Origin of the sequence: Bacillus zhangzhouensis, from assembly GCF_000715205.1 — a bacterium.
In the GTDB taxonomy this organism is placed as follows: domain Bacteria; phylum Bacillota; class Bacilli; order Bacillales; family Bacillaceae; genus Bacillus; species Bacillus zhangzhouensis.
Genome location: NZ_JOTP01000004.1, coordinates 24,769 through 50,847, shown reverse-complemented (window position 1 = coordinate 50,847; position 26,079 = coordinate 24,769). Strand labels below are relative to the sequence as shown.

General features: G+C 40.8%; 29 protein-coding genes and 1 riboswitch. Of the genes, 2 read left to right on the top strand and 27 right to left on the bottom strand.

The window, feature by feature from the left end; genetic code table 11:
* Nucleotides 1-119: 119 nt before the first annotated feature.
* From hbs to BA70_RS04705, 9 genes are all read right to left on the bottom strand, one after another.
* Nucleotides 120-398 carry a non-specific DNA-binding protein Hbs gene (gene hbs / locus BA70_RS04745; protein ID WP_003215863.1) on the bottom strand — a complete coding sequence of 93 codons (279 nt, stop codon included), beginning with the start codon at nucleotides 396-398 and terminating at the stop codon, nucleotides 120-122.
* 377 nt (nucleotides 399-775) lie between these two features.
* Nucleotides 776-2,254: a stage IV sporulation protein A gene (spoIVA, locus tag BA70_RS04740; protein ID WP_008344534.1), complete on the bottom strand. Its 1,479-nt coding sequence runs from the start codon at nucleotides 2,252-2,254 to the stop codon at nucleotides 776-778.
* A gap of 205 nt (nucleotides 2,255-2,459) precedes the next feature.
* Entirely contained in the window at nucleotides 2,460-3,185 is a 726-nt protein-coding gene (locus BA70_RS04735; RefSeq protein WP_034318890.1) for a hypothetical protein, read from the bottom strand.
* A gap of 18 nt (nucleotides 3,186-3,203) precedes the next feature.
* The gene (locus BA70_RS04730) at nucleotides 3,204-3,407 is read right to left on the bottom strand and encodes a DUF2768 domain-containing protein (RefSeq protein ID WP_034318888.1); all 204 of its coding nucleotides are present in this window, start codon (nucleotides 3,405-3,407) and stop codon (nucleotides 3,204-3,206) included.
* Nucleotides 3,408-3,672: 265 nt separating this feature from the next.
* Nucleotides 3,673-4,710 carry an NAD(P)H-dependent glycerol-3-phosphate dehydrogenase gene (locus BA70_RS04725; RefSeq protein WP_034318886.1) on the bottom strand — a complete coding sequence of 346 codons (1,038 nt, stop codon included), beginning with the start codon at nucleotides 4,708-4,710 and terminating at the stop codon, nucleotides 3,673-3,675.
* Nucleotides 4,711-4,724: 14 nt separating this feature from the next.
* Nucleotides 4,725-6,035, bottom strand: a complete 1,311-nt coding sequence (der, locus tag BA70_RS04720; RefSeq protein ID WP_034318883.1) for a ribosome biogenesis GTPase Der — start codon at nucleotides 6,033-6,035, stop codon at nucleotides 4,725-4,727.
* A 161-nt stretch (nucleotides 6,036-6,196) separates the two neighbouring features.
* Nucleotides 6,197-6,391 carry a capping complex subunit for YIEGIA gene (locus BA70_RS04715; protein ID WP_008344527.1) on the bottom strand — a complete coding sequence of 65 codons (195 nt, stop codon included), beginning with the start codon at nucleotides 6,389-6,391 and terminating at the stop codon, nucleotides 6,197-6,199.
* 6 nt (nucleotides 6,392-6,397) lie between these two features.
* Nucleotides 6,398-7,282, bottom strand: a complete 885-nt coding sequence (locus BA70_RS04710; protein WP_034318880.1) for a YIEGIA family protein — start codon at nucleotides 7,280-7,282, stop codon at nucleotides 6,398-6,400.
* Complete coding sequence (locus tag BA70_RS04705) at nucleotides 7,279-7,881, bottom strand: YphA family membrane protein (protein WP_420834672.1); 603 nt, start codon at nucleotides 7,879-7,881, stop codon at nucleotides 7,279-7,281. Before BA70_RS04705 ends, BA70_RS04710 begins: the two co-directional genes overlap by 4 nt.
* A gap of 119 nt (nucleotides 7,882-8,000) precedes the next feature.
* Here BA70_RS04705 and BA70_RS19335 point away from each other — a divergent pair, with 119 nt between their 5' ends.
* A complete protein-coding gene (locus BA70_RS19335) occupies nucleotides 8,001-8,132 on the top strand; it encodes a YpzI family protein (RefSeq protein ID WP_078061648.1) in 132 nt (43 codons plus the stop codon).
* A 139-nt stretch (nucleotides 8,133-8,271) separates the two neighbouring features.
* Here the strand turns inward: BA70_RS19335 and fni are convergent, their stop codons facing one another.
* The 17 genes from fni to BA70_RS04620 form a co-directional block, all read right to left on the bottom strand.
* On the bottom strand, nucleotides 8,272-9,339 hold the full coding sequence (gene fni, locus BA70_RS04700) for a type 2 isopentenyl-diphosphate Delta-isomerase (protein WP_034318875.1): 1,068 nt from the start codon (nucleotides 9,337-9,339) through the stop codon (nucleotides 8,272-8,274).
* 14 nt (nucleotides 9,340-9,353) lie between these two features.
* Nucleotides 9,354-10,505 (bottom strand): 30S ribosomal protein S1, encoded by a 1,152-nt coding sequence (rpsA, locus tag BA70_RS04695; protein ID WP_034318873.1) that lies wholly within the window; start codon nucleotides 10,503-10,505, stop codon nucleotides 9,354-9,356.
* Between the two features lie 223 nt (nucleotides 10,506-10,728).
* The gene (cmk, locus tag BA70_RS04690; protein WP_034318870.1) at nucleotides 10,729-11,406 is read right to left on the bottom strand and encodes a (d)CMP kinase; all 678 of its coding nucleotides are present in this window, start codon (nucleotides 11,404-11,406) and stop codon (nucleotides 10,729-10,731) included.
* Between the two features lie 71 nt (nucleotides 11,407-11,477).
* Nucleotides 11,478-11,660, bottom strand: a complete 183-nt coding sequence (locus BA70_RS04685) for a DUF5359 family protein (RefSeq protein WP_003215744.1) — start codon at nucleotides 11,658-11,660, stop codon at nucleotides 11,478-11,480.
* A 63-nt stretch (nucleotides 11,661-11,723) separates the two neighbouring features.
* Complete coding sequence (locus BA70_RS04680) at nucleotides 11,724-12,371, bottom strand: flagellar brake protein (protein WP_034318867.1); 648 nt, start codon at nucleotides 12,369-12,371, stop codon at nucleotides 11,724-11,726.
* A 102-nt stretch (nucleotides 12,372-12,473) separates the two neighbouring features.
* A complete protein-coding gene (gene ypeB / locus BA70_RS04675; protein WP_034318864.1) occupies nucleotides 12,474-13,823 on the bottom strand; it encodes a germination protein YpeB in 1,350 nt (449 codons plus the stop codon).
* A 16-nt stretch (nucleotides 13,824-13,839) separates the two neighbouring features.
* The gene (gene sleB, locus BA70_RS04670; protein WP_420834676.1) at nucleotides 13,840-14,691 is read right to left on the bottom strand and encodes a spore cortex-lytic enzyme; all 852 of its coding nucleotides are present in this window, start codon (nucleotides 14,689-14,691) and stop codon (nucleotides 13,840-13,842) included.
* A gap of 201 nt (nucleotides 14,692-14,892) precedes the next feature.
* Entirely contained in the window at nucleotides 14,893-15,549 is a 657-nt protein-coding gene (prsW, locus tag BA70_RS04665; RefSeq protein ID WP_034318857.1) for a glutamic-type intramembrane protease PrsW, read from the bottom strand.
* Between the two features lie 153 nt (nucleotides 15,550-15,702).
* Nucleotides 15,703-16,674: a YpdA family putative bacillithiol disulfide reductase gene (locus BA70_RS04660; protein WP_034318854.1), complete on the bottom strand. Its 972-nt coding sequence runs from the start codon at nucleotides 16,672-16,674 to the stop codon at nucleotides 15,703-15,705.
* A gap of 124 nt (nucleotides 16,675-16,798) precedes the next feature.
* Nucleotides 16,799-18,073, bottom strand: a complete 1,275-nt coding sequence (locus tag BA70_RS04655; RefSeq protein WP_034318851.1) for a Glu/Leu/Phe/Val family dehydrogenase — start codon at nucleotides 18,071-18,073, stop codon at nucleotides 16,799-16,801.
* Between the two features lie 196 nt (nucleotides 18,074-18,269).
* The gene (locus BA70_RS04650) at nucleotides 18,270-18,851 is read right to left on the bottom strand and encodes a genetic competence negative regulator (RefSeq protein WP_034318848.1); all 582 of its coding nucleotides are present in this window, start codon (nucleotides 18,849-18,851) and stop codon (nucleotides 18,270-18,272) included.
* Nucleotides 18,852-19,018: 167 nt separating this feature from the next.
* Nucleotides 19,019-19,807, bottom strand: a complete 789-nt coding sequence (locus tag BA70_RS04645) for a metallophosphoesterase (protein WP_034319374.1) — start codon at nucleotides 19,805-19,807, stop codon at nucleotides 19,019-19,021.
* A gap of 86 nt (nucleotides 19,808-19,893) precedes the next feature.
* Entirely contained in the window at nucleotides 19,894-20,346 is a 453-nt protein-coding gene (locus BA70_RS04640; RefSeq protein ID WP_034318845.1) for a DUF2663 family protein, read from the bottom strand.
* 64 nt (nucleotides 20,347-20,410) lie between these two features.
* Nucleotides 20,411-21,178 carry a LysM peptidoglycan-binding domain-containing protein gene (locus tag BA70_RS04635; RefSeq protein ID WP_034318843.1) on the bottom strand — a complete coding sequence of 256 codons (768 nt, stop codon included), beginning with the start codon at nucleotides 21,176-21,178 and terminating at the stop codon, nucleotides 20,411-20,413.
* Nucleotides 21,123-21,764, bottom strand: a complete 642-nt coding sequence (locus BA70_RS04630; RefSeq protein ID WP_034318841.1) for a CPBP family intramembrane glutamic endopeptidase — start codon at nucleotides 21,762-21,764, stop codon at nucleotides 21,123-21,125. Before BA70_RS04630 ends, BA70_RS04635 begins: the two co-directional genes overlap by 56 nt.
* Nucleotides 21,761-23,269, bottom strand: a complete 1,509-nt coding sequence (locus BA70_RS04625) for a RecQ family ATP-dependent DNA helicase (RefSeq protein ID WP_034318838.1) — start codon at nucleotides 23,267-23,269, stop codon at nucleotides 21,761-21,763. Before BA70_RS04625 ends, BA70_RS04630 begins: the two co-directional genes overlap by 4 nt.
* The gene (locus BA70_RS04620; protein WP_034318836.1) at nucleotides 23,262-24,314 is read right to left on the bottom strand and encodes a YpbB family protein; all 1,053 of its coding nucleotides are present in this window, start codon (nucleotides 24,312-24,314) and stop codon (nucleotides 23,262-23,264) included. The genes BA70_RS04625 and BA70_RS04620 overlap by 8 nt, the downstream gene beginning before the upstream one ends.
* 268 nt (nucleotides 24,315-24,582) lie before the next feature.
* Here BA70_RS04620 and BA70_RS04615 point away from each other — a divergent pair, with 268 nt between their 5' ends.
* Nucleotides 24,583-24,831: a ferredoxin gene (locus BA70_RS04615; protein ID WP_003215700.1), complete on the top strand. Its 249-nt coding sequence runs from the start codon at nucleotides 24,583-24,585 to the stop codon at nucleotides 24,829-24,831.
* Nucleotides 24,832-25,064: 233 nt separating this feature from the next.
* Here the strand turns inward: BA70_RS04615 and BA70_RS04610 are convergent, their stop codons facing one another.
* Nucleotides 25,065-25,649, bottom strand: a complete 585-nt coding sequence (locus BA70_RS04610) for an ECF transporter S component (protein ID WP_034318833.1) — start codon at nucleotides 25,647-25,649, stop codon at nucleotides 25,065-25,067.
* 142 nt (nucleotides 25,650-25,791) lie between these two features.
* Nucleotides 25,792-25,923, bottom strand: a riboswitch (FMN riboswitch).
* Between the last annotated feature and the right edge of the window lie 156 nt (nucleotides 25,924-26,079).

Below are 26,079 nucleotides of genomic sequence, written 5' to 3'. Positions count from 1 at the left end.
GAGCGTTCTAAACGAACCTTTTGATTCAAAAGGAAAAGCCCCTTATCGAAGGGGCTTTTCTAGACCAGTGTGAAACTGTATATGTATAACTCCTTTAATAGGATCATTACACATAACGATTATTTACCTGCCACCGCGTCTTTAAGTGCTTTACCTGGTTTGAAAGCAGGTACTTTGCTTGCAGGGATTTCGATCTCTGCACCAGTTTGTGGGTTACGTCCTTTACGAGCTGAACGCTCACGTACTTCAAAGTTACCAAAACCGATAAGTTGGATTTTGTCACCATTTTTAAGTGCATCTAAAATTGTATCAAAAACAGAGTCAACTGCTTTTGTCGCGTCTTTTTTAGATAACTCGCTTGCTTCAGCAACCGCGTTAATAAGTTCTGTCTTGTTCATGCCTTTCACCTCCTCCCAAAAATATGCATTCAGTAGATTGTTATCATTTCTTCACAATTCATCTTCTTTCTATACACTTTTTTTGAAAAAAAGAGCGTCTAGAAAGCGTCATACATGGCTTTTCATTAGAAAACTTCTCTTTGAAGGAATGTTTGTCCAACAAAGTGAAGATTTTCTGTAAGTAGAGTAACACATATGAAATACCATATCAAGCATTTTAAAGGGAAGAATCCTTATTCGTCAAGGATTAAGGGCACTTTTGCGAACGAATATTCCTAATTTCAGCCTGAATCTGACTAATCTTTATACAATTGTCTTTTTATGACTCATAATATAGCACGCAAAAAAAGACCTCTATCAATGAGAGGTCTCACATGTTATAGAATAATCGCGATCAGACCGCCTGATCCTTCGTTGATGATTCTTTCTAGCGTTTCCTTCAGCTTATATCTTGCATTTTCTGGCATCAGAGACAGCTTTGCTTGAATGCCTTCTCTGACAAGGGAGCTGAGTGAGCGTCCAAATATATCTGAATTCCAAATCGAAAGCGGATCATCTTCGAAGTCTTGCATTAAGTAGCGGACAAGCTCTTCACTTTGTTTTTCTGTTCCGATAATCGGTGCAAATTCGCTCTCTACATCCACCTTAATCATGTGAATAGATGGAGCAACTGCTTTTAATCTCACGCCAAATCTTGATCCTTGCCTAATGATTTCCGGCTCATCTAAGCTCATATCTGACAAAGCTGGCGCCGCAATCCCATAGCCAGTTTGCTTCACCATTTTTAATGCGTCTGACACTTGATCATATTCTGTCTTTGCATGCGCAAAATCTTGCATGAGCTCTAGAAGATGGTCTTTGCCCCTAATTTCCACACCAACCACTTCTTTTAAAATATGATCATATAGATCATCTGGCGCATACAGATCAATTTCTGCGATGCCCTGGCCCATTTCAATACCCGCTAAGCCCGCTCTTTCAATAAAGTCAAATTCACTGAATTGACCAACGACGCGGTCGACATCTCTTAATCTTTTAATATCCTTTACGGTTTCCTTCACTGAATCCTGATAACTCTCTCTTAGCCAATGATCTTCTTTTAGCACCATGACCCAGCTTGGCAGGTTCACATTCACCTCAAGCACTGGGAATTCATATAATGCTTCACGAAGAACACTGAGTACGTCTTGCTCTCTCATACTTTCCACGCTCATGGCGAGTACTGGAATATCATACTTTTGGCTGAGTTCCTGCCGCAACGCTTCTGTTTCAGGATGATATGGTCTCACGGAGTTGATCACCATAATAAACGGCTTTCCAACTTCTTTGAGTTCATCAATCACACGTTCTTCAGATTCAATATAGTCATGTCTTGGAATTTCACCAATTGATCCGTCTGTTGTAATGACAACACCAATGGTTGAATGCTCTTGAATGACCTTGCGTGTACCAATTTCCGCTGCTTCATGAAACGGGATTGGTTCCTCATACCACGGCGTGTTGATCATTCTTGGCCCATTTTCATCTTCATATCCGCGTGCACCAGGGACTGTGTACCCTACACAATCTACGAGTCTGATGTTGACATCAAGACCGTCACTCACGTGAATAGATGCCGCTTGGTTTGGTACAAATTTTGGCTCTGTGGTCATTATGGTTTTTCCTGCTGCGCTTTGCGGCAATTCATCCTGTGCTCTTGCACGGTCTGCCTCATTATTGATATTCGGGAGCACCACGAGCTCCATAAACTTTTTAATAAACGTAGATTTCCCTGTACGAACAGCTCCAACGACTCCTAAATATATATCGCCTCCTGTTCGTTCAGCGATATCCTTGAAAATATCGACTTTTTCCAAGTGATCCCCTCCCGGACTTGCTATCCTCGTTTTCAAATAAAATACTCTATACTTCAATCAAACTGTGCTTGAAAGGTGTCTGGACAATATATGTGTATGACGTTGTCCTATTTGAATATGACACCTTTTTTGTTTTGAGAGTATGTTTAGCCATAAAAAAACCTTTCTCCTCATTTATATGCAGAGGAGAAAGGTTCATTCTTGTTTATGACGTCTTTTTTTCTAAAAAGGCAGGCTCACCTTTTTTGTTGATTGTATATGGGACAGAAAATGCCGGTACAAACGGGGTTTCCTGCCAATATACATCTTGAATGTTTTTACCTGGCTTCAGCTTTTGCTTCGTGTTTTTCAAAATATGAGCAAAATCGCTGCGATAATCCACATAGATTTCGCCATTTGATGAAATCAGTAATGGGAGGGAATTCCCCGTAACAGGGCTCATGACCGTAGGTGGCGCTTTTAATCCTAGTTTTTTTTCATTTAACGTATATAAATCTTTGGACACAACTTTGCCGTAGGGCGGATATGTATGTTCATCTTGATATATTTTGATTCTAAGTCGTAATTCACTGATGGTTTGCGTCATTTTGACATCAAGCAGTTTCACAGTTGGTTTTTTTTCGACGTCTGTGAGGACATAGATATATTCGCCTCCGCCTTCAAAGGATGTAGACGGTACATCGTGTAAATACCTTGGTGACAAGCGTTTAAAGTCGATGACGTACTTCTGATAAACTGGCGTGTCTGCTTCTTTTGTTTCAATTGGCAAAAGACCATTTGTCGCTTTTTGAAACTTCTCGATCGCTGTCTGCACACTTTGCAGCTGCTCCTCGTATGGCACCCGGTTTTCCGCTTTGCGATTCTCTGGATAAAGACATCCTGTAAGTAAAATAAGTGCTAACAACGTGACACTGACTTTCGCTTTGATCATCACATTCTTCCTTTTTCTTTATTCATTGACCGGCCCGCTAAATACAACTAAAAAGACAATGATACCTGATATGAGCATCAAGCTGTATGCGACGGTTGAGGCTGTTATTTTAAGAAATCGGCTTTTCAGCTTAAACCTGCTGAAATAGATGGTTACTACGGCTAAAAACATGAGCCCCATTGAACCAAGCGCAAACCACATCTTGATTAAAGCAAAACTCATCGTGCCTGTCCCCCTTCAAAACGAACAAATTGTAAGCGTTTATATTTCATTCTAAACCAAAAATAAGGTAAATATCAATCATTTTTCCAATCATTCGGGAAAAGCACACAAAAAAACTGAAGCAAAGAGGGGGACTCTGCTTCAGTCATTACGTCGACTATTTTTCCTCATTCTGTAGAGGCAAAGCTCTATTCAAACTTCATTGCTATGTTATGCAAGTCTTCCCCTTCTTGCATCCTCTACATGCCTAAGTTCAGTCTTTCAATTATTTTGTTTGGTTTTCGAACATGTTCACAAGGTCTTCCATCTCATGTGTTTTCACACGTGCCATCAGTGATTCTACAGCATCGTCTACCTTTTTCCCTTCAAACAGAACATGGTAAAGCGCTTCTGTAATGGGCATGCTGACCTTGTATTCTTTGGAGAGTTGGTATGCGCCTTTCGTTGTGCGGACGCCTTCGACAACCATCCCCATTTTTTCAAGTACTTCTTCAAGCCTATATCCTTTACCGAGTAAATTCCCGCAGCGCCAGTTACGCGAATGAACACTTGTACATGTGACGATCAAATCTCCAACGCCTGTTAAACCGGCAAATGTAAGAGGATTCCCTCCCATTTTTGTACCAAGACGTGCGATTTCAGCCAGTCCTCTTGTGATGAGTGCCGCTTTCGCATTGTCACCATATCCAAGTCCGTCTGTGATCCCTGCCGCAAGGGCAATGATATTTTTCAGTGCTCCGCCAATTTCAACACCAATGACATCAGGGTTTGTGTACACTCTAAAGTTGTTGTTCATGAACAAATCTTGAACAAATTGAGCCGCTTCAATATTTTCTGATGAGACAGTGACCGTTGTCGGATGACGCAAGCCTACTTCTTCTGCATGACTCGGTCCTGATAGGACAACCACAGCTTCTCTTTGCGCAGCTGGGACTTCCTGTTCAATCATTTGAGAAATTCTGAGAAGTGTATCTGGTTCAATTCCCTTGCTGACATGAACAAACGGCACTTTCGATGAGATCAACTCATTTGCCTGCTTCAATACCTCACGAATGGCCTTTGTTGGCACAGCGACAATAATCGCATCTGTCCCCTCTAAAGCCTGCTTCATATCTGTTGTCGCCTGAATAGACGCTGGCAGTGGGACATTTGGCAAGTAATCATGATTTTCATGTTTCTCATTGATTTGATCAATCAACTCTTGTCTATGTCCCCACATGTGTACATCATGATGATTATCAGCTAATACAAGCGCAAGAGCTGTTCCCCAGCTGCCTGCTCCAAGTACTGAAATTTTCTTCATCCTGCTCACCCTTTTTATTTTCTCGCTCTCGCAAATATTTTAATCGGTGTTCCTTCAAAACCAAATGCATCTCGAATCCGGTTTTCTAAGAACCGCTCATAAGAAAAGTGCATAAGCTCTGGATCGTTTACAAACACAACAAAGGATGGAGGCTTGATGGCCACCTGTGTTGCATAGTAAATTTTCAGGCGCTGTCCATTATGGGTCGGCGTTGGATTCATCGCAACGGCATCCATGATAATATCGTTCAAAATATTGGTTTGAACGCGCATCGCATGATTCTCACTAGCTGTAATGATCGACGGCATTAAGGTATGAATTCTCTTTTTCGTGAGAGCCGACATGAATAAGACAGGTGCATAATCAAGGAATTGAAAATGCTCGCGAATGTTTTGCTCAAATTCCTTCATTGTGCGCTCATCTTTTTCAACAGCATCCCATTTGTTCACAATGATGACAACGGCTTTACCGGCTTCATGTGCGTAGCCTGCAATACGTTTATCCTGCTCAATAATGCCCTCTTCACCATCAAGAACAACACCAACCACATCAGAACGATCAATGGCTTTTAATGCACGTAGCACGCTGTATTTCTCTGTCGTTTCATACACTTTGCCTTTTTTTCTCATACCTGCTGTATCGACAATGACAAAGTCACGCTGATTGTACGTAAACATCGTATCGACAGCATCTCTTGTCGTACCAGCGATGTTGCTCACAATCACGCGTTCTTCCCCGAGCATAGCATTCACCAAAGAAGATTTTCCTACATTCGGGCGGCCAATTAAGCAGAACTGTACAACCTCTTCATCATACTGTGTATCTGGCAAGTTTTTAAAATGCTCTGCGACTGCATCAAGCAGATCACCGAGGCCTAATCCGTGCGTTCCAGAAATCGGATATGGCTCGCCAAATCCAAGTGCATAAAAGTCATAAACGTCGCTTCTCATTTCAGGGTTGTCCAGTTTATTGACAGCAAGTACGACTGGTTTTTTCGTGCGATATAAAATTTTTGCGACTTCTTCATCCGCAGATGTCACACCATCTCGGCCATTCACCATAAAGATGATGACATCCGCTTCATCCATTGCGATTTCTGCCTGATGGCGAATTTGCGCCAAGAACGGCTCATCTCCAATATCTATTCCACCAGTATCTATTAAATTAAAGTCATAATTTAACCATTCAGCAGAGCTATAGATTCGATCTCTTGTTACACCAGGTGTGTCTTCTACAATCGATATTCTTTCGCCTGCGATTCGATTAAAAATTGTAGATTTTCCAACGTTGGGCCTTCCAACAATGGCTACGACAGGTTTACCCATAGTACCCTTCCTTTCAATCCAGCCGCGATTCAATATGTTCATCATCATGTTTCAACCGGGATTTAAAATTTCCATTCAGTTTTTTATGAAATAAACCCTTCAAACATGAAGGGTTCAACTTATATATTATATCAATTTTTAATCAGACCACAATGAATAACTTAAAAATGTTTGACAATCAAGTAAAGATCTTCACCAATTCCGTGTGCAATCCCATCTAAAATGGCCTCTAAATTCATAGCATACATGTCGAGTTCTTCTTTGTTTTCACAGAAAAAAACCGCTGTTCCTCCAATGACTCGCTCTTTATTTGTTGTGGCCACAGCCAATATGAATTGCTCAATTGTGTTCGCCATTTCTCATTACCTCGCTTTCTTTTTAATGAAATCTGTCGGCATTCTAATGGCATTTTCTAGAATTGGCACCTCTTCTAATACACGAACAGCCAAATCTTCACGTTTCCATTGCGGTAAAATAAACACGCCAAGTGTGCCGTTATTCAGATCACGTTTTGCGAGCGGACAAAGCGACGGTTCACCGGAATCACGATACACGCCAAGCACATTGGATAAATCAAATAAAATCGCTTGCCGCTGTCCAAGGTTTGCAATCGTTGTGGCCGAGTTAAAATTCTTCGGAGTCAAGATGAAGCCCATTCCATGCTCTAAAATCAGTTTTTGTTTTTCAGGAAGCCCGATATTCATAATGTATATATCATTCACGTAAAGTCCTGCCCCGTCAAAGCGAAGTTCACCTTTTTGAATATTGACAATATCCTTTAATTGGCTGCCAGACATCAATAGCTTTGCCATGAAAAAGCAAACAATACCGACCACTGTTCCAACAACGAGTGAGAAGAATATACAGGCCGTGGTTGTAATAAGTGCAGTGAGAATGGCAATATAATTTCGGCTTTCAAAGGCAATGGCAATGCCTTCAATATATGTACTGCCTCTTGAGACAAGCTCATACGAATCCAATTGGGTTAACGTATTTCTTTCCATATTTCGCACATCACGAAATTGCGTGGCTGCTAGCGTTAGAAAGGTAATCGCAGTAAATTCCTCCTGAATCAGTGCAGGCATAATGATTGCACCAAGCCCTGACGCAATAAAACCAAGTGCAATGTGAATCACTTGTCCATGAATATACGTCGGGTATTGCCGATAATCTGTTCTTAGCATATAAAGCCTGGCCGCCATCCCAAAGATGACACCAATAATCACAGGAAACGTGTAATCCGTCATGTTGATTTTGCAGCCCCTTTCACTGGTTTTCTGGAAGAACGGGCGCTCAAGAGCTTTTCAAGCTGATCTACACCTAATAGGAAGATGGCGCCTTGAACAACAAGGGAAAGAAACGAGAGATCTCCTATGACAATCGATGCAGTGAGACGATGAATCGTCAGCGCATAAAGAGCTTCGCCGAGACACACAGACATCATCCATAAGGTTATTCGTTCCGTTAACTGGTGTCCATATGTCAAGCACATCAGGATCAGCAAGGCAAATATAGCCCAATCCACCTTTATTATCGTGAACCAAACCGGGTCATATAATGCAAAAATCATAAAAAAGGCATACGCGCTAACCATTGAACATAATTGCATGATTCTCATCATTCGATAAGCCGGCGGGAATATGACGAAGGCCATACAAGCATATAAAAAGGTCATCAAAAATCCTGCATTGATGCTGAAGTCTAAAATGGATATCATGAAATGACTGAAGATCATATGAACAAGTACACACACTCCCAGCACATTGCGCAACGTGCTTTTTTCCATGATAAACGTCACCATAATCCAAACGAACCATATTGACCAATAATAGTACAGTGCCTCCAAGCCTCATCACCTCAATTACATTATGGGAAAATCTCCAGTTTTTAAACGTGCGGGAGCGTTACGGGCTTTGTATGAAATGAACAAGAGGTGACACCCTAATGATTGAGGAGGGATGTATAATGGGTAAGGATAGACAGGAAAAACGCCTAAAGGCGTCAAGAAGAGTTGAATCTGATCGTGATCAATCAATTCATCATAAAGGGGCAACAGCATTAGAAGGTCCTGAAAACGCTCGAAAAAGAAATCAATAAAAAAAGCATGTGATCCTCACATGCCTTTGACTTCTTTTCAGCTTGATAGAAAACCTTTGCAGTCTAGGAAGGACGAGCACCGGAGCGCAGGCCTGACAAAGAATGTGAGGGTTTGTCTACACGCTGAGGCATGTGATCATCACATGCCTCTCTTACTGGTTCTTAGACTATAGTATGTGGTATCTACGCCTCTTTCTTTGAGCCAATGACTCGTTTCACCTGTAATCACAATCTGAGTTTGCCTCAGTTCTTCAATGGTCTTCACGCCAAGCACTGTCATCATCATCTTCACATCTTCCTGAAGATCGATGATATCAGAGACGAGGCCGCTTTCCCCTCCACTAGTGAGTGATTTTAAGAAAAAGCCAGCTAACCCAGCAGCGGACGCACCAAGAGCGATTGATTTTGTCACATCTAGTGCATCTTGAATTCCTCCAGAGGCTAAAACCGTTTGATCCTGAAAGGCTGTATGTACTTCAGCAAGACTTGCTGCAGTTGGAATCCCCCATTGATCAAAATAACGAAGTGCTTTTTGGCGTCGGAGATTTTCGATCTTAGAAAAGTTTGTTCCGCCAAATCCTCCTACATCAACGGCCGCAACTCCGGCATCAAATAACTTCTTTGCCGTTTCCTTGCTCATGCCAAATCCGACTTCTTTTACGACAACAGGCACGCCAACTGATTCAGCGATGACTGCGATTCGCTCAATTGCACCTCTAAAATCACGATCCCCTTCAGGCATCACGATCTCTTGAATGACATTTAAGTGAATCTGGAGCATATTTGCCTCCAGCATGTCGACAGCTTCCCGTGCTTGCTTGATTGTCGCTTCACTGCCTAAATTCGCAAAAACAAGTCCATCCGGATTGACCTTACGAACGACTTCATACGTTCGTCTTTCTTCTTCATCTTTTAGTGCAGCCATTTGTGAACCGACTGCTACTGGAATATTGGTTTCCTTCGCTGCGATCGATAAAGAGCGATTGATCTCATAGGTCGACTCTCCACCCCCACCAGTCATTGCATTGATAAAAATTGGCGAACCGAAAGTCAGTCCGCCAATTGTCGTATGTGTATCAATTTGTGATGTCGCAAGATCTGGTAAACTGGCGTGAACGAAGGAAACATCCTCTAAACCTGTTGCTGCATGCTGGCCAGTCGACAAAGCATGCTCAATATGCTGTTTCTTTCTTTCTGCTCGCGTCAATTTTGATCACCAAATTATTTTAGTTTATTGAGTTTATCACCGATCAGGTCACCAAGCTGGAATCCGCTTGTGTTTTCTTCTTTCGCCTGATATTGACGATAATTCTCTTCTATTTGTTTTTCAGGATTATCTTCTAAATCACGGATGCTTAGTGAAATGCGCTCTTCATCTTCATTCACATCAAGCACTTTCACTTTCACAGTCTGCCCTTCTTCAAGGACTTCTTGAGGGGTACCGATATGTTTATGAGAGATTTGGGAAATATGCACAAGTCCTTCTACACCTGGTAGAATTTCAACAAATGCACCAAAGCTCACAAGGCGTTGAACGGTTCCTTCAAGCACATCACCTTGTTTGACCTTTTCACCAATTTGACTCCAAGGTCCTGGTAATGTTTCTTTAATAGATAGTGAGATACGTTCGTTATCACGATCAACAGCAAGTACTTTTACCTTGACTTCCTGTCCTTCTTCAACAACGTCAGACGGTTTTTCAACATGTGCATGGGATAGTTGAGAAATGTGAACTAATCCATCAATGCCGCCAATGTCAACAAAAGCACCAAAGTCAGTCAGGCGCTGTACTTTTCCATCAATCACACTACCTACTTCAAGCTTTTGTAGGAAGTCTTGCTTTTTATCTAATTGCTCTTGCTCAACCACTGCACGATGTGAGAGAATCACACGATTTTTTTCGCGATCAAGTTCTACCACGACAAGTGAGAGCGTTTTTCCTTTGTAGTCCGTGAAGTCTTCTACATAGTGTGCTTCAACAAGAGATGCAGGAATAAATCCTCGCACACCAATGTCTACGACAAGACCACCTTTAACAACGTCTTTTACTTCAGCTTCAAATACTTCTTTTGTTTCAAACTTTTTCTCTAGGTCTTCCCAAGCGTGGTCTGCATCAACAGCACGTTTCGATAAAATCAAAGCATCGTCTTCGACTTTTGTTACTTTAAGCTCTAACTCGTCGCCATCTTTCACGACATCTGATGCTTTTTCAACGTGAAGACTTGATAATTCACTGATTGGGATAATCCCAGGTTGTTTCACATTGACGATATCTACATTTACATGCTTGTCCTCAACTTTTGAAACAATCCCTTTCACTACATCTCCAACCTCTGGTACCTGAACATCGATTTGATTCATTTCCTCTGTCATTTCGATAACCTCCTTGGTCCAAACCTACACAGCTTAGTTAAAACGACTGGGTGAATATGTGTCTTAAGCATGATGATTGCCAGCCGAATATGTATTATAGAAACATTCAAATCAACAGAATTGCTTGAATGATCAATAAAAATAGTATTAGTATAAACTTCTAATAAAAGACCTTGTTTGTCAAGAGATAAACCTCTAACTTATAAAAGTTTTCTAAAATTTCTTACTGTTTTTCCACGCGCTCTGCTGCATCTAAAATTTTACCTGCCACCTCTTGAATGGAAAGGGAAGTTGTGTCAATTTCAATCGCGTCATCAGCCTTCTTCAGCGGTGATACCTCCCGCTCAGAATCAAGCTTGTCACGTCTTGCAATCTCTTCGATCAGCTGATCGTAATTGACATCGTAACCTTTTTTCTGATTCTCTTCAAAACGGCGTTTCGCTCTTTCCTCTACTGAAGCAAGCAAGAAAATCTTCACTTCCGCATCTGGAAGAACGTGAGTACCAATGTCTCTTCCGTCCATGACGACACCGCCTCGTTTGCCAAGCTCTTGCTGCCGGCGAACCATTTCTTCTCGAACAGCTCTGTGTTTTGCGACAACAGATACTTGGTTGCTCACGCGGTCTGTTCGAATATCCTCTGTCACATCGGTGTTGTCTAGATGTACTTTTTGACCTTCGTCCGTTGACACAAGTTCAATCACTGTCATTTTCAGCAATGCATCAAGTGCCTGTTCGTCTTCAAGGTCTACACCATGATTGAGTGCCGCAAGTGTAATTGCGCGGTACATCGCACCTGTATCGATATAAATATATGATTTTTTCGCTGCGACAATTTTTGCCACAGTGCTTTTTCCTGCTGCAGCAGGACCGTCAATTGCGATAGATAATTTCTTTTTCATAATACCTCTCCTTGATTGAATCTCCCTTATGAATTGTAACACGATCACCGGTCAAACGGGGGAATTTTCTATCAATCCTTCTGCTTAAACGTCTCAATCCAATCTTCAATACTCATGTTATTCACACCCTCGTATTGCACGACTTTTGACAAGAACAGCTCGCCTTTCGTCAAATGAAGTGTGATCTGAACGGCTAATAACAGAACAAGCTGAATCAGCACCGCTTTAAATAACCATCTTTCCATTGTCTTCATATAAAAAGCCTCCATGCTAGATTCTTTCACCTCTAGTATGGAAGCTTTTTACACCCTTTATTCTTATGCTTTTTTCACACGTGTTAAAAGCTGCTGCTGGAAGCAGTATTTCATGATGTGCTGCTGGTGGTCATTCGTGATCTCAGAAAACTCCATGATCGCTCTTGTTTTGCCAGTCTGTTCATCTTGATATACTCGATTCATCTCTGCAACCGCTTTAATTTTTACGGGTTCTTTAAGTGGCAGTTCAAACTCTGTGTTCACTTCTCCGTATTCTTTTAGCGAGACACCTTCTGGAACAGCAATTGCTACACCGCCTGCACTCATATTGACGATAAAAGTGTCAAAGGCATCTTCATCCGTTTGTGTGATGGTCGCTTTCACCATCGTATCCACTCGAAGGTATTCTCTGCGCTGAAGCCGAATCATCTCTTCTTTTGGTGGGATTGAAATAACAATCATCGGAATATCTTCTTTTCTTTTTCCGATGACCTCGCTTGTACATTTGTATGGAATTTGATTTTCATCGAAAAAGAACACGGTGATTTCTGTTTGTTGGTTTAAGTAGATGGTGCGTCCCGTTTCTTTATCAGCTGGATAATTAATGCAAATATCATCGTTATTATTTTCCAAAACTTTCGATTTTGCTGTTTTCACTTCTTTGTTCTCATTGACATACTCAATTGTGATTGCATCCCCTATTTGTAACATTCCTCATCACTCTTTTCATCTGTGAAATCATATCCTCTCCTATATTAAACCATGTATAAAACAAAAGGAAAAGACTTATTAGCCTTTTCCTCGCTTCCTTTTCTATAGGTCTTTATATATAGGTTCTGCATTTTTTAGTTTATCTATTCTTTCTTCTTTTCCAGTATCTGCATTAATGAACATCCGGTACGTATCATTTTTAATTGTTCCAAGAAACTCATAGCAGAGGACTTCCTCTGACATATCATTTTGTACAATAGCTAAATGAGTTTCTTCAATCTTTACGTGCTTATTCAATGTTTTCTCTGCTTCTTTTTGCGAGATTTTAGGTGCCTTGATGTCACGTTTTTTATGATTCAATAAGTAGTCTTTCGCTGAGAACCCAACGACCTCTCCGTCATCTAAAGCGACTTTCATGCGAATACTATCTGGATAAAGCAGTACATTTTTTTGAAGGGGAACATAGGTAAATACGCCGATATTATCAAATTGCGCACTTTCATCTAAATGAAACGACTCCGTATCAAATCCATGCTTTTTTAAGAAACTTAACGCTTTTTCAGATGCTTCATTTAAACTGATTTTCTGTTTTTTGACGTCCCGATTTTGAAGAAGGTAGACTGGATGTCCTCCTTTTTCAGTCAAATCTAAATAAAAATTCGCTTTGCTATCTGGATCTGACATCGATAAGCTGTACACATCTCGATTTGTTTTACTTCCGCTTTTTCTCACCTTAAAATCTTGATTATGGTCAGGTGCGAATTGCTGCGCAATGCGGATCGCTTCTTTTTTTGAAATCTTTTGGCCTTTTAAATGACTGTAGCCTCGTGCTTCTGATTCTGATGACACATTTGTAGGACCGAGATCGACATCAGCAAATGCATCTGCATTTTTCTCGACTGTTTTCAAACCGTCAATAATGGTGTTATCGTTCTTTTTATCGCCGTCCGCCAGCGCCATTTCAACATCCATCCATTTTAAATTTTTGTTGAGTACGAGATGCTGCACTTGTCTAAGCTCGTTTTGGATATCTGCCGCTTGATCATATAAAGCAGTAATGGTTTTATGCGTATCTTTGTTTAATGGTTCATCTGATAAAGATTTAACTGATGATTTGTAGCTAAAGTCTCCGACATTCGCTAGAAATTCTTCCGTTTTGTTAAAGGGCATCAATGTGAGCGGAAGCTGACTAACATTGTTATGCGCCTCTGATGACATTCTCCATACATCTGCAAGTGCTGGTGAGATCGATGTTTGGCTGTTCATCGCAAGTGTTGCTCCAAGTTGGTCGTGCAGCTGATCGACTTGATACGTTAAATCGTGAAAGGCTCTTTGGTAGTTGTTCTCTGCATGAAGCAGCACCGCGTCTTTTTCTTGATGCTCTTTATAGCCCCAGTAACCTGTTGAGATGACAGCAATTCCTAAAATAGCAATCAATATTCCTCTGATCATTTATATACACCTCTTTTTATTCACAGAAAATATGTTTCCCGATTCGTTTAATTTGTGGTCTTCCCCAAATCCATGGACTTGTTGCTGTATCAGGATTAAAGTAATAGACGGCGCTTTCAGATGGATCCCAACCATTAATTGCATCAAACACTGCCTTTTTTGCGGTTTCATTTGGTGCCATATAAAATTGTCCATCTGCTACAGCTGTAAACGCGAGTGGTTCAAAAATGACGCCCGCGATCGTATTTGGAAATGTTGGGTTGTTCAAACGGTTTAAGATGACAGCAGCGATGGCCACCTGTCCTTCATAAGGCTCACCTCTTGCTTCACTATAAACTGCTTGTGACAAGAGCTGAATGTCATTGCTAGAGAAACCACCTGGCATGTTGGCAGCCGTTTGTTTCGGCGTTTGATTTGCTTGCTGATTGCCTGACTGTTTTCCAGACTGCCCAGCTGATCCGCTTCCTCCGCTTTGACTTTTTTGATTCTGTTTTGCACCTTGCACGGTCTTTTTTTGTGAGCTTCTTTGCCCAGAAGCCTTTGTTTGTTGGTCAAGAGGCTTCCCGCCATAATGGGTAAACTCGTTCCCTTTTTGCAGTTGCTGTTGCACAAACTCTTTATAGTATTTCGTCTTTTGAATTAATAGGCTTTTGGTTGTTGCACCTACAAGTCCATCGACATTCTTTACACCAAATTTGCTTTGAAAGTTGCGAACGGCCCAGTACGTTCCCCAGCCGTACACACCATCAATTTTGCCATTGTAAAAACCATTGTATTGGAGTCTTGCTTGTAGCTCGACTACATCTTCTCCCGTTGCTCCTCTTTGAATGACTTGATTCGTGAAGGCTTCACTTTTTTCAGCTGTCATCAGTGAAGACGCGAGTAGAACGATTGAGAAGATAAGGACGAATTGTTTCATGAAACGAGCTTTGTCCATATTTGATCCTCCTGTACTTTTGATGTTTGAATATATGTTTCTTCCGATCCCTATTTTTATACATTCATCACAGGAGGGAATTGGATGGAAAAGACAAAAAACGCCCTATCAACCTACAGGACGTTTTCTAAATTAAATTTGCACCATTTTCAACGCACGGGCTTTTTTTGCTTTTCGCAGACCAAACCACCATAAAAAAATCATGAACGGCAGCATAATATATCCCCAATTTTTCATCCCAAGAAGAATAAAATCATACAAGCCGTGAAATAGCACAGGGAGTGTTAAAGAAAGGATCAGCCATTTGCGCTGCTCTTTTTTATCAGAGAAACGAGCTTTGCCGATATAAAATCCCATCACAACACCAAATAAAGCGTGACTTGATACGGGTAATAAGGCGCGTGTAAACGCATATTCTACCCCATGACCAACTAAGTAAAGAATATTTTCAAGTGTCGCAAAACCGAGAGAGACACTTATTCCATACACAATCCCATCATAGTGTTCATCAAACTGGGCATGCGCATAGACGCTGACCATTAAAATAAACCATTTTAATGATTCCTCTAAAAAGCCCGACGTCACAAATGAAATCAAGATAGGGTTTGTTGCGATATTTTCCTCTTGAAGGACATATTGAATAAACATGGTTGGAAACACAAGTATGACACCTAGCATAAAAGATCTGATGACCATGTGAATCGGCTCATTGTCGTACTGATCTTTCAAATAAAAATAACTTAAAAGTGCGATGCCGGGAGCTAAACCTGCTGAAATGATTGCGATCATAATCAGACCTCTTTCCCTACATTATCCTTCATTATCGTAACATGATTTACCCCTTTTTTATATGACTCGAGCCCATTTTTCTTAAAATATCTTTCTATATAATCCCATTTATATAAAAAAGAACTGAATCCTTATGAAGGATCCAGTTCTTTTTTAGCCGTTGATTCTTTTGTTGATTTCTTCTGCAATCAACCCTCCATGAAATCTTCCATTTTCAATGAAAATTTCATTGGCATTGTTTCCTGCTGCAATGACTCCTGCAATGAAAATACCTTCTACGTTTGTTTCCATCGTCTGTTCATCAAAGGCTGGGCGACCTGATTCTTGATCAATCATTACACCCATTTTTTCTAAGAACGAATGATCAGGATGATAGCCTGTCATCGCAAACACATAATCACTTTTCACTCGATCCGTTTGGTCTTGCTGGTTTGTAAAGATCACCTCTTCTTCTGTGATCTCTTTCACCTGCGCCCCGAACTCCATTCGAATGGTTCCATTACGGACAAGGGCTTCAAACTCTGGTAAAATCCAAGGTTTGATGCTGGACGAATATTCAGTTCCTCTATATAACACAGTGACTCTGCTTCCGCATTTGACTAGTTCTAGCGCAGCATCTACACTGGAGTTCTTCCCACCGATGACCGTCACATCTTTATCAAAGTACGGGTGACCTTCTTTAAAATAATGATACACATGGGGTAGATCTTCCCCTTTGACATTCATATAGTTTGGATGATCATAGTAGCCAGTGGCAATCACGACATAGTCACATGAATAGTCATCTTTTGATGTGCTGACGGTAAAACGCCCATCTTTTTTCGTCACAGCGTTTACTTTTTCAAAGGCATGCACACGTAGGCTTTTTCTTCTGACCACCTCTCGGTAATAGGAAAGTGCCTGAATCCGAACTGGCTTCCGGTTTTCAGTAATAAAAGCGACATCACCGATCTCAAGCTTTTCACTTGTACTGAAAAAGGTTTGATGTGTTGGGTAATGATAAATACTGTTGACCACATTCCCCTTTTCAATCACAAGTGCATCGATACCGATTTGCTTGAATGCGATGGCAGCTGATAATCCACATGGGCCGCCTCCTATTATGATCGCTTTTTCTTGTTTCATTTGTTCCACTCCTGTCATTTCACTGCAATAACAATTGCTGGGCTGTTTGATTCTTTGTGCCATTACATAAAAAAATCTCCTATATAAGGATAGGAGATTTTTGGGCGCGATGCAAATAAGCCGCTTAAATCCAGCCTCTGAATCGAGAAGCCTCAGCCATTTTACGTACGCCGACCATATATGCAGCAAGACGCATATCGATGCGGCGGTTTTGCGCCATTTCATAAATATTATTAAATGATTTCACCATCATATTTTCTAAACGAGTTTCCACTTCTTCTTCTGTCCAGTAGAACCCTTGGTTATTCTGAACCCATTCAAAGTAAGAAACAGTGACACCACCCGCACTCGCAAGTACGTCTGGTACAAGTAGTACACCACGATCTGAAAGAATTTTTGTTCCTTCAAGTGTCGTCGGACCGTTTGCTGCTTCTACGACAATTTTGGCTTTAATGTTTGCCGCATTATCTTCTGTAATTTGATTTTCAATGGCTGCAGGTACTAAAATATCACAATCCAGCTCCAGCAGCTCTTTGTTTGTAATTGTATCGTTAAATAATTTAGTGACGGTTCCAAAGCTGTCACGTCGGTCAAGCAAGTAGTCAATGTCTAGACCATCTTCATCGTATAATCCGCCGTAAGCGTCTGAAATCCCAACGATTTTTGCTCCAGCATCATACATGAATTTAGCCAAGTAACTTCCAGCATTTCCGAATCCCTGTACGACAACACGAGCCCCATTGATGTCAATTCCTTTTTTCTTCGCCGCTTCTTTGATGCAGATCGTCACACCTTTTGCTGTTGCAGTGTCACGTCCGTGTGAACCTCCAAGAACAATCGGTTTTCCTGTAATAAATCCTGGCGAGTTGAACTCATCCATTCTAGAATATTCATCCATCATCCAAGCCATAATTTGAGAGTTTGTAAACACATCTGGTGCTGGAACATCTTTTGTTGGTCCCACGATTTGACTGATTGCGCGAACATAGCCGCGGCTTAGTTTTTCAAGCTCTCTGAATGACATTTCTCTTGGATCACAGATAATACCGCCTTTTCCTCCGCCATAAGGAAGATCCACAATACCACATTTTAAACTCATCCAAATTGAAAGCGCTTTTACTTCTTTTTCAGTGACGTTCGGGTGGAATCGAATTCCGCCTTTTGTCGGACCGACAGCATCATTGTGCTGCGCGCGGTAACCAGTGAAAATTTTCACCGATCCATCATCCATACGTACTGGAATTTTGACCGTTAATAGACGAATTGGTTCCTTCAGCAATTCATACACTTCTTGCGGATATCCCAATTTGTCAAGCGCTTTATGTATGACGGTTTGAGTTGACTTTAAAACATCTAGCTTATCTTCTGCGTTATGAGCGGCGTTTTGATCGGCTGCCATTAAAATAAACCCCCTAGAAATCTTTCATGATCTACTGCTCCCTTTCAAGCAATAGTATACACCTTCGTACTGGTAAAGCAAAGGTAAAAAACGTTTTTTATCAAAATAAAATATCAGCGTTTATAAATATAAAAAAGGATATAAAAAAATACTGTTGTTTCATCACAACAGTATTAAATATAATAGAAAAAAGTGATTAAAAATACATCTGAATCGTTTTCACTGCATCTTCTTGCATAATCACTTTTCCATACTCTTGTAGCCGGTGAATGGTTAATGTCGTAGGAGAACCAAACTCCGCTAAGATGGAAATGACAGTATCAGCAGACAGTTCTTCAACATCATCTAGGCTGAGAAAATATTGACCTTCATAATGGTAAACTGTACCCCCTAAAAGTCCAATACGACTTAAACTATGGGACAGTTGAATCACATCTTCAAACGAGGCAAATTGATAGAGCACATGCTTGCTCTCGTCGAGCTTGACTTGCATCTCAATGTAATCTTCATCAAACTCATCATCAGCATCATCTTCCTGCTGACTCTTTGTCACAATGACGACCATCCCCTGCGCCTGAAGAGAAAACACTTCAACAGCAATCGGTCCATTCGCTTCAAAACCGAGCTCCTGATTCGCTTCGTTCATCATGTCTTTAAACAGCTGATGAACTTTGAACGAATCTTTCCAAAGGTCTTCTTTCGTAAGACCTCGGTCTGTCAGGTCATCTAGTGTGAGAAAAATTTTGATTTTATTATAATTCAGACGCTCCAGTCGCATAACGTTGTTCCCTCCTGCCTCTTCTAACACACATCATACTGTAGTATATGAGATGATGAGTCATAGGTTCTTAATTTTGTATTCAGTTTACACTGTGTCAAGACGGAAGACAAGCATGAAGCCATGCTTACGGTGACTTTTATGGAAAATATTGAGGGTGCATCAAGTTAGCGAGTTTTTAGTGGCATTAAATAGATCAGATGGGTTTCTGGTTCTGCCCCAAGACGCATTGGAATCTTTGTTGTTCCATAGCCATTACTAATCAGAAAGAAAGCGCCTTTGATTTGGCCTGTTCTCCCTTTTTCATACGGGCCAAATTTCCCGATACGGATCTGTCCTCCGTGCGTATGACCGCTCAGGACAAGATCGATTCCCTCTTCCTCACTCATCATGTGATGCACATCTGGATTATGTGATAAGAGAATATTCACTTCATCTTTGACAAACTCAGGTCGTATCGCTTCATAATCTGCTTTTTCGAGCCGAATATCATCAATTCCTCCAATTTTAATGGGCTGGTCATCAAAATCCCACACAGCCGTTTCATTTTGCAATGTGGTGACACCATATGCATGAAGGATCTCTTTAAACTTTTGCTGATGCAGCTCATGATCATTATTTCCCCAAACAAAATAAACCGGCGCAATTCTTGATAAACGTTTCACATTTTCTTCAATCCTGGCATAGGGCACACCTTTTTCTGCTAAGTCCCCGCCTATCATAATCACATCTGGCTTTTCCTGCCTTACTTCTGCTAATAATGTGTCACTAATGAGGCGGCGGTGCGTATCAGAAATAAAGAAAATGACTGCGGGTCTATCTGATTGAAGTGCTTCTATTGTAAAGTAATGCTTTTTGATGTTGTTTTGTTTTGCCGTTTTCACCATTTTTGCCGTTACACACACACCTGTTGTAACAGCCGCAATGGCGGCAGTAAATCCGATGGCATATTTCATCATAAATGGCTCCCTTATATATCTGTTTTTCATAAGACGATTGAATGAAAAAAGACGTTTCAACTGTTAAACGTCTTTTTTCTCATTTATTTACTTTCATAATAGAGGTTAATGTCATATTGTTTCTGCATGTAGTGAAAAACCGCGTCACGTTCTTTCCACTGATTTGCTTGAGGCCATAAATCAGTGCTTTTTTGTATAATTTCACATCTGAGCTTATGATATTCATCCTCAGCCTTTTCTTCTTTTTTCTTATAATAATACGATGCGTAAAAAGCAAACACTTCTGCCATGATCCAAAACAGAAACACCTCATGACCAAGCAATGTTGCAATCATCACTTCTGGCTGCAGCGAGCCTCCCGTTTTGGCTGTTATGACAAAATAAAACAAAAGAATGGCTAGAGATAGTAGAGCTGTCCACTGCCATCTTTTGCTCTGCTTTGCAAAACCCTCGTATTTCCGCTTTCTTTTGATTAATGTTTCAATCATTTTCTGTGTCGGCTGATCCATATAGCGGCTGATTGCGTGCAATGTCATCACATACACCCTGTCCCTTTTTTCTACATATGTATGTGCTTTTCAATTGATTCATGTCAGATAATTAGTTTTCTAATGGGATATTCAGCACTTGTCCGCTGTACACACTATTTCCTTTTAAATGATTATACGCTTTGATCTTTTCTTCACCCGAACGATTTTGGTAATATTTCATGGAAATTCGATACAGGTTTTCCTCTGGTCCAACTGTATGCTGTACGACACGAACTGGTTTTTCTTCCTGCTTCTTTTTCTCTTCAGCTTCTTTTCGTTTTTTCTCTTCCTGCTGTTTTTGCAAAGCTAGCTGCTGCTGTTCACGCTTTTTTGCAGCAGCAGTTGCTGCTGCCTTTTCACGCTCTGCCTTCTCTTTACCGGCTTGCTCTTTTTTCTTTTGTTCAGCCTTTTCTTTTGATCGCTGCTTTTCTTTTTCTGCCTCTTTCTTTTTCTTCTCTTCAGCAGACGCATCAGCTTTATCAGCGCTTGAGTCATTTTTCGTTTCGACAAGTGCTGACGGGACTGGGTCTGTGTCGGCACTAGATGTTTTATCGATATATACGCCTTGATTGTTGTTATGGTTGATTTCCTGTGATGTGTAGTAGATCAAAAGGAAGAAAACACCGATGACGATAATAGGAAAGATAATAGCCAATGTCGTAAACAATGGATTGCGCACCTTTTTCGTGCGCTGCTTTTTATATTCATGAAAATCTTCTCGTGTAGGAAAGTGAGAGTCATCTGAAGGATTCACTTCTTCTTCCAGTTTTTCCTCTACATCGTCATGGATGTTTGTCAGTTGCTCCTTTTTTCTCTTCATTCTCGACATTTCTTCCATGTTCATCCCTCCCCCTATATTTCAAACGAATTTGACATGCAAAGACTAAGTCAATCACAAAATGGGTCATGACAGGGACAAATAAATTCCCAGTCCACTCATATAAAAGTCCTAAAAAAATACTAATAGAAACCACAAGGATAAACAAGAGTATTTTTGACAAGTAGCGAAAGTGAAGAAGCGCAAACACAATGCTGGCGATCTCGAGTCCAAATTGCTGTTGAACGATCCCGCGGAATAAAATTTCCTCTGAAAAGGCAATGAGCAGTGTTAACCAAACAATATGCGGGATGCTGCGATTTTTGAACATTTTTTCATTCAAGCCGCCATCATCATACATATGAGCGGGAAACACCTTCATGACAATTGCATCCACAACAATCACAAGCAAAGCGCCGCCAATTCCATAAGTCAGTATCCGCATATCATGGACCTGCCAAAGTGCAGTAAAATCAGTCCAATGATCGAACATAAAAATACCTAGTAAAAAAGAAACGATAAGCATGAGCACCTGCGTGAAATACAGCTGTTCTACTACTTGTCGATCGGTTAATTTTTCAATAATTCGGCGATGTTGTTCAATCAATGCTGCGCCTCTTTTGTTAGATGAAACATACGCTCCAGCACGATCTTCCAGTGTTTCATTTCATTCAGCTCCAATTGTTGATCTTTTTTTTCATAATCAGATAGGTCAAGTCCGCAAGAAGAGCAGCAGTTAGCAGAAGAAGAGTCCTCCGATTGATCTAGCTGTTCGTAAAAGTATGATAACAGAGATTGTCTAAAGCAGGCTTCATCAGTGATTCGCTCTTTAAATTGCCACACTTTTCTTAGCTTTTCTGTTTGCCTGTCCTGCAGTTTTTCTTTCAGATTTTTGATGAGCACGCGAGGCTGTTCGGATTGATACATGATGTAATAATGCGTGAGCATCCTCGCACGCGTCTCCTGAAGCCCTGCTTCCATCAATCGATCACGTAATTTCTTTTCGTCATTTGTCGGCATTTGTGTTAATTGGGCTAAGAAAAAATCAATTTCTGGATCATCAAAACCTTCTGATTGAATCAAATGACTTTGAATATCCGCATCCTCTTCTGTATATAAAAGAACGCTCACACTGTTTTCCCCGTCTCGTCCCGCTCTTCCAATCTCCTGCATAAAGGCTTCAATTGATTGCGGCGGACTCATATGAATCACAAATCGTATATCTGCTTTATCAATTCCCATTCCAAAAGCACTTGTACAGCAAATGAGATCAATTTGCCCGCTGATAAATTGCTGCTGAATGAGCATGCGGTCTCCTGCATCCATTCCGCCGTGATAAAATTCTACACGTTGATGGGTTTTTTGTTTGATGAAGAGTGAAATATCTTCTGTCATTTGCCGGGTCGGGCAATAAATCAGGCCAGGCCCTTGAAGGGTTTCCACAAGCTCAAGCGCCCGTTTCTCTTTCGCTTCTTTTGTTTCATGTACTTCTTTGACTAATGCAATGTTAGACCGGTTCACGGAATGAATATGAAAAGCTGGATGCTGCAGGCGCAAAGTTTGCACTGTATCCTTTAGCGTTTGTTTTGTCGCTGTTGCCGTCAGTGCTAAGGCCGGGGGATGACCTAACGCTTCTCTCCATTCACCCAGCTTGGAGTATTCAGGACGAAAATCATGTCCCCACTCTGATATACAATGGGCTTCATCGACGACAAAAAGACCAATATGCATCGACTTGAGCTGCTCTAACAGCATCTCTGACATTAATGCCTCAGGCGCGACAAATAAAAATTTATATGATGGCAAATGCCGAATGATATGTCGTCTCTCCTGAAAAGACAGTGTGCTGTTAAGCGCCGCCACTCGTTTTTCCCCGCGCATTTTCATTCGTTCTACTTGATCCTCCATGAGCGATAAAAGCGGCGAAATAATGAGAACTAGCCCTTCTGTCATATAGCCAGGAATTTGATAGCAAAGTGACTTCCCTCCGCCAGTAGGCAGCATAGCAACCGTATCTTTTTGATTCAGTACACTTTGAATAATGTCCTCTTGACCCGCTTTAAATGAGTCGTAACCAAAGTATCGCATGAGCGTCTGATGAAGCTTATCCATTTGCTTTCACCATCCTTGTCAGTGCCAATCGTATTTGAAAATAAGTAAATGGATGCTCGAGTTTTTCTTTAATCAGCTTCATTTTGTTTGTTTGAAGCTGGCTGGCTACATCATGGATCGCCTGCTGCTCTAATGTGGTCACATACGGTTCTATGGAGAAGCTCGGCTCATGTATGGATAGCTCCACAATATGATCCTCGATCGTTGCCTTTTTTAATGAACGAATGTGGGCAATTTGATCAATGCTAAACCCTTTTTGTACAAGCTCAAGCGTTTTGTGGGTAGAAGTTGTTAACACGCGTTTGAATTCTAGGTCACCTACGACCAGCTGCATGATCGGCGCCTCACCTTTTTGTGAAGAATGAATAAAATAATGGAGCACATTCCAAAAAAGCAGGTACACATACCACACATCTTCTTTCATCCACTCAGCCATTTGCTGATACGTACGCCCGATTCTTTCATTTGAGGTCAATGAATAAACAAAGATCAGTGCTTCTCGATCACTTAAACGAGCAAGGAGCTTTTCAAGTTCATGATGCAGATCTTCAGAAAGCTTTTTCTTATGCTGATGCTGTTTCAAGAAAGATTTCGTCCAGCTTTGAACCGATACATCTCTTTGAATCGGCACATATTGCTGTGACCCTGCCGCATAGTGTGAAAGCACTTGTACAAGTAAAGACAGTCTCATCCATAGCATCTTTGCTTTATCATGATATTGAGCACCATGAAAATAAGCGGGCAGCGGTTTTTCAGAAAAATACTGTTTTAGCATACGCTGTCCTGCATCTGTGACGCTGAATGTATCCCCTGTTTTTCTGATGTAATCCTTTTCTTCGAGCTTTCGAACAGAGCGATTCAGCTGATCCCGCGTAAAACCTGGATAACAGCCAAAATAGCTAGAAAGCTGAAACAAACTTGCATCCTGTATCGTTTGTGATGACTTTTTTCCTTTAAAAAGATGGTAGACAGCGCTAATGGAGCGTTCGCCGTTCAATTTATGTACGCTGTCCATTAGCATGACATCCAAGTAATGAATCGTCATTCATCAAAGCACCTGTCTTCCTGACAAAATTCGAATATTTTCTCCCTTTATTTTAACAGATTTCATAGAAGAAGAAATGTTTAAACTCAATTTATGGGGGAAAGTTATGAATAAACCCTTATGTGATAAGTATTCTCAATCACTTTACAGTTGAAATGTGAATTTAAAATCATTACAATAAGGTTTGAGGAAATTGGTTTTTTATCGGTGAAACTAAAAAGGTTAAACCATTTGTTCCATCGAACAATCTGGGAGGTATTTTTTTAACATGGCAAAATATACAATTGTAGACAAAGACACATGTATTGCTTGCGGCGCATGCGGTGCAGCTGCTCCAGACATTTATGATTATGATGATGAAGGCATTGCATTTGTTACGCTTGATGACAACCAAGGGACTGTAGAAGTTCCAGAAGTACTTGAAGAAGATATGCTTGATGCATTTGAAGGATGTCCAACTGACTCAATCAAAGTTGCGGACGAATCTTTCGAGGGTGACCCACTTAAGCATGAATAGTATAAAAGCCCCTTATGCAGGGGCTTTCAGATTGTTGACAAAGGGCTAAAATGATCTTTATTTTAGCCCTTTGTCTTCTTTTCAGCGTGATATGAAAACCCTTGAAGTCTAGGAAGGCCGAGTACTGGAGCGGAGCGAATTTGATATTCGTGAGCACCAGCACGCAGAACTGACACCGAATGCGAGGGTTTGTCTTCACGCTGAAAGCCCCTTATGCAGGGGCTTTTTTTATATTAACTATTTTGCAGTCGGCGTTTATTTTCAAACCATGGACGCATTTTGACAAAAATGAAGCTAAACACGATGGTAATGATGATTCCTTTTATAAAGTTAAAAGGTAAGATCCCTGCTGTAATGGTTGTCTTCAGTGCATGATCTGACAGTTCAGGCGCATTTAAAAACCATGTATACGCGGGGAGGAACAAGAAATAATTTAAAATGCTCATCATCACAGTCATAAGCAACGTTCCCATGATCATAGACCATGCCATCCCTCTTGCTGATTTAATTTTTTTGAACATAAAGGCTACCGGCAAGATGAATAGTGTGCCTGCGATAAAATTGGCGACTTGCCCAACAGGAACGCCAGACATACTGCCTTGGATGAGGTAATGCAGTACATTTTTTAATGCCTCAACAGCAATTCCTGCACCCGGTCCATAAATTAAAATCGCAATAATCGCTGGAATGTCACTGAAATCAATTTTTAAATAAGCTGGAAGCCCTGGAAAAGGGAAATCCAATAAAATTAAAACAAACGAAATACTACTGAGCATACTTGTTACTACTAAACGTTTTACTCTACTTTGATTCAACATTCTCTCTCCTTTTCGATCAAATCTTTCGAAAAGAGGATTGTTCAATTTTCAGCCATAAAAAAACCGCTCTTGAAAACAGGAGCGGGGAATTTAGGCTAGACAAATAAACGTGTAAACAACAATGTTTTCAACGTTTATGAACCTCCATCTTCTCCCATCCAGACTATACTGTCGGCTTCGGAATCACACCGAATCCTGCCAAAAAAGGCTCGCGGGCTTAGAGACTATGCTCATCACCGCCGGTAGGGAATTGCACCCTGCCCCGAAGATTGATCATTATTCAATTCGACATCATTATATATGATATATGAGCATTTGTACAGATAAAAATCCTGAGCAATTTCATCAGTTTTAAAAAATCGTAAAAAACGCAAAAATTATAATGACAAATGCGCAAAAATTGGTTATCTTTTGTTTAAAGGTGTCCATT

Coding starts and splice junctions, on each gene's coding strand:
- hbs (WP_003215863.1), bottom strand. CDS start 398: ATGAACAAGACAGAACTTATTAACGCGGTTGCTGAAGCAAGCGAGTTA.
- BA70_RS04735 (WP_034318890.1), bottom strand. CDS start 3,185: ATGATCAAAGCGAAAGTCAGTGTCACGTTGTTAGCACTTATTTTACTT.
- BA70_RS04730 (WP_034318888.1), bottom strand. CDS start 3,407: ATGAGTTTTGCTTTAATCAAGATGTGGTTTGCGCTTGGTTCAATGGGG.
- BA70_RS04725 (WP_034318886.1), bottom strand. CDS start 4,710: ATGAAGAAAATTTCAGTACTTGGAGCAGGCAGCTGGGGAACAGCTCTT.
- der (WP_034318883.1), bottom strand. CDS start 6,035: ATGGGTAAACCTGTCGTAGCCATTGTTGGAAGGCCCAACGTTGGAAAA.
- BA70_RS04715 (WP_008344527.1), bottom strand. CDS start 6,391: ATGGCGAACACAATTGAGCAATTCATATTGGCTGTGGCCACAACAAAT.
- BA70_RS04710 (WP_034318880.1), bottom strand. CDS start 7,282: ATGACGGATTACACGTTTCCTGTGATTATTGGTGTCATCTTTGGGATG.
- BA70_RS19335 (WP_078061648.1), top strand. CDS start 8,001: ATGGGTAAGGATAGACAGGAAAAACGCCTAAAGGCGTCAAGAAGAGTT.
- rpsA (WP_034318873.1), bottom strand. CDS start 10,505: ATGACAGAGGAAATGAATCAAATCGATGTTCAGGTACCAGAGGTTGGA.
- cmk (WP_034318870.1), bottom strand. CDS start 11,406: ATGAAAAAGAAATTATCTATCGCAATTGACGGTCCTGCTGCAGCAGGA.
- BA70_RS04685 (WP_003215744.1), bottom strand. CDS start 11,660: ATGAAGACAATGGAAAGATGGTTATTTAAAGCGGTGCTGATTCAGCTT.
- BA70_RS04680 (WP_034318867.1), bottom strand. CDS start 12,371: ATGTTACAAATAGGGGATGCAATCACAATTGAGTATGTCAATGAGAAC.
- ypeB (WP_034318864.1), bottom strand. CDS start 13,823: ATGATCAGAGGAATATTGATTGCTATTTTAGGAATTGCTGTCATCTCA.
- sleB (WP_420834676.1), bottom strand. CDS start 14,691: ATGACAGCTGAAAAAAGTGAAGCCTTCACGAATCAAGTCATTCAAAGA.
- prsW (WP_034318857.1), bottom strand. CDS start 15,549: ATGATCGCAATCATTTCAGCAGGTTTAGCTCCCGGCATCGCACTTTTA.
- BA70_RS04660 (WP_034318854.1), bottom strand. CDS start 16,674: ATGAAACAAGAAAAAGCGATCATAATAGGAGGCGGCCCATGTGGATTA.
- BA70_RS04655 (WP_034318851.1), bottom strand. CDS start 18,073: ATGGCAGCCGATCAAAACGCCGCTCATAACGCAGAAGATAAGCTAGAT.
- BA70_RS04650 (WP_034318848.1), bottom strand. CDS start 18,851: ATGCGACTGGAGCGTCTGAATTATAATAAAATCAAAATTTTTCTCACA.
- BA70_RS04645 (WP_034319374.1), bottom strand. CDS start 19,807: ATGAAATATGCCATCGGATTTACTGCCGCCATTGCGGCTGTTACAACA.
- BA70_RS04640 (WP_034318845.1), bottom strand. CDS start 20,346: ATGACATTGCACGCAATCAGCCGCTATATGGATCAGCCGACACAGAAA.
- BA70_RS04635 (WP_034318843.1), bottom strand. CDS start 21,178: ATGGAAGAAATGTCGAGAATGAAGAGAAAAAAGGAGCAACTGACAAAC.
- BA70_RS04625 (WP_034318838.1), bottom strand. CDS start 23,269: ATGGATAAGCTTCATCAGACGCTCATGCGATACTTTGGTTACGACTCA.
- BA70_RS04620 (WP_034318836.1), bottom strand. CDS start 24,314: ATGACGATTCATTACTTGGATGTCATGCTAATGGACAGCGTACATAAA.
- BA70_RS04615 (WP_003215700.1), top strand. CDS start 24,583: ATGGCAAAATATACAATTGTAGACAAAGACACATGTATTGCTTGCGGC.
- BA70_RS04610 (WP_034318833.1), bottom strand. CDS start 25,649: ATGTTGAATCAAAGTAGAGTAAAACGTTTAGTAGTAACAAGTATGCTC.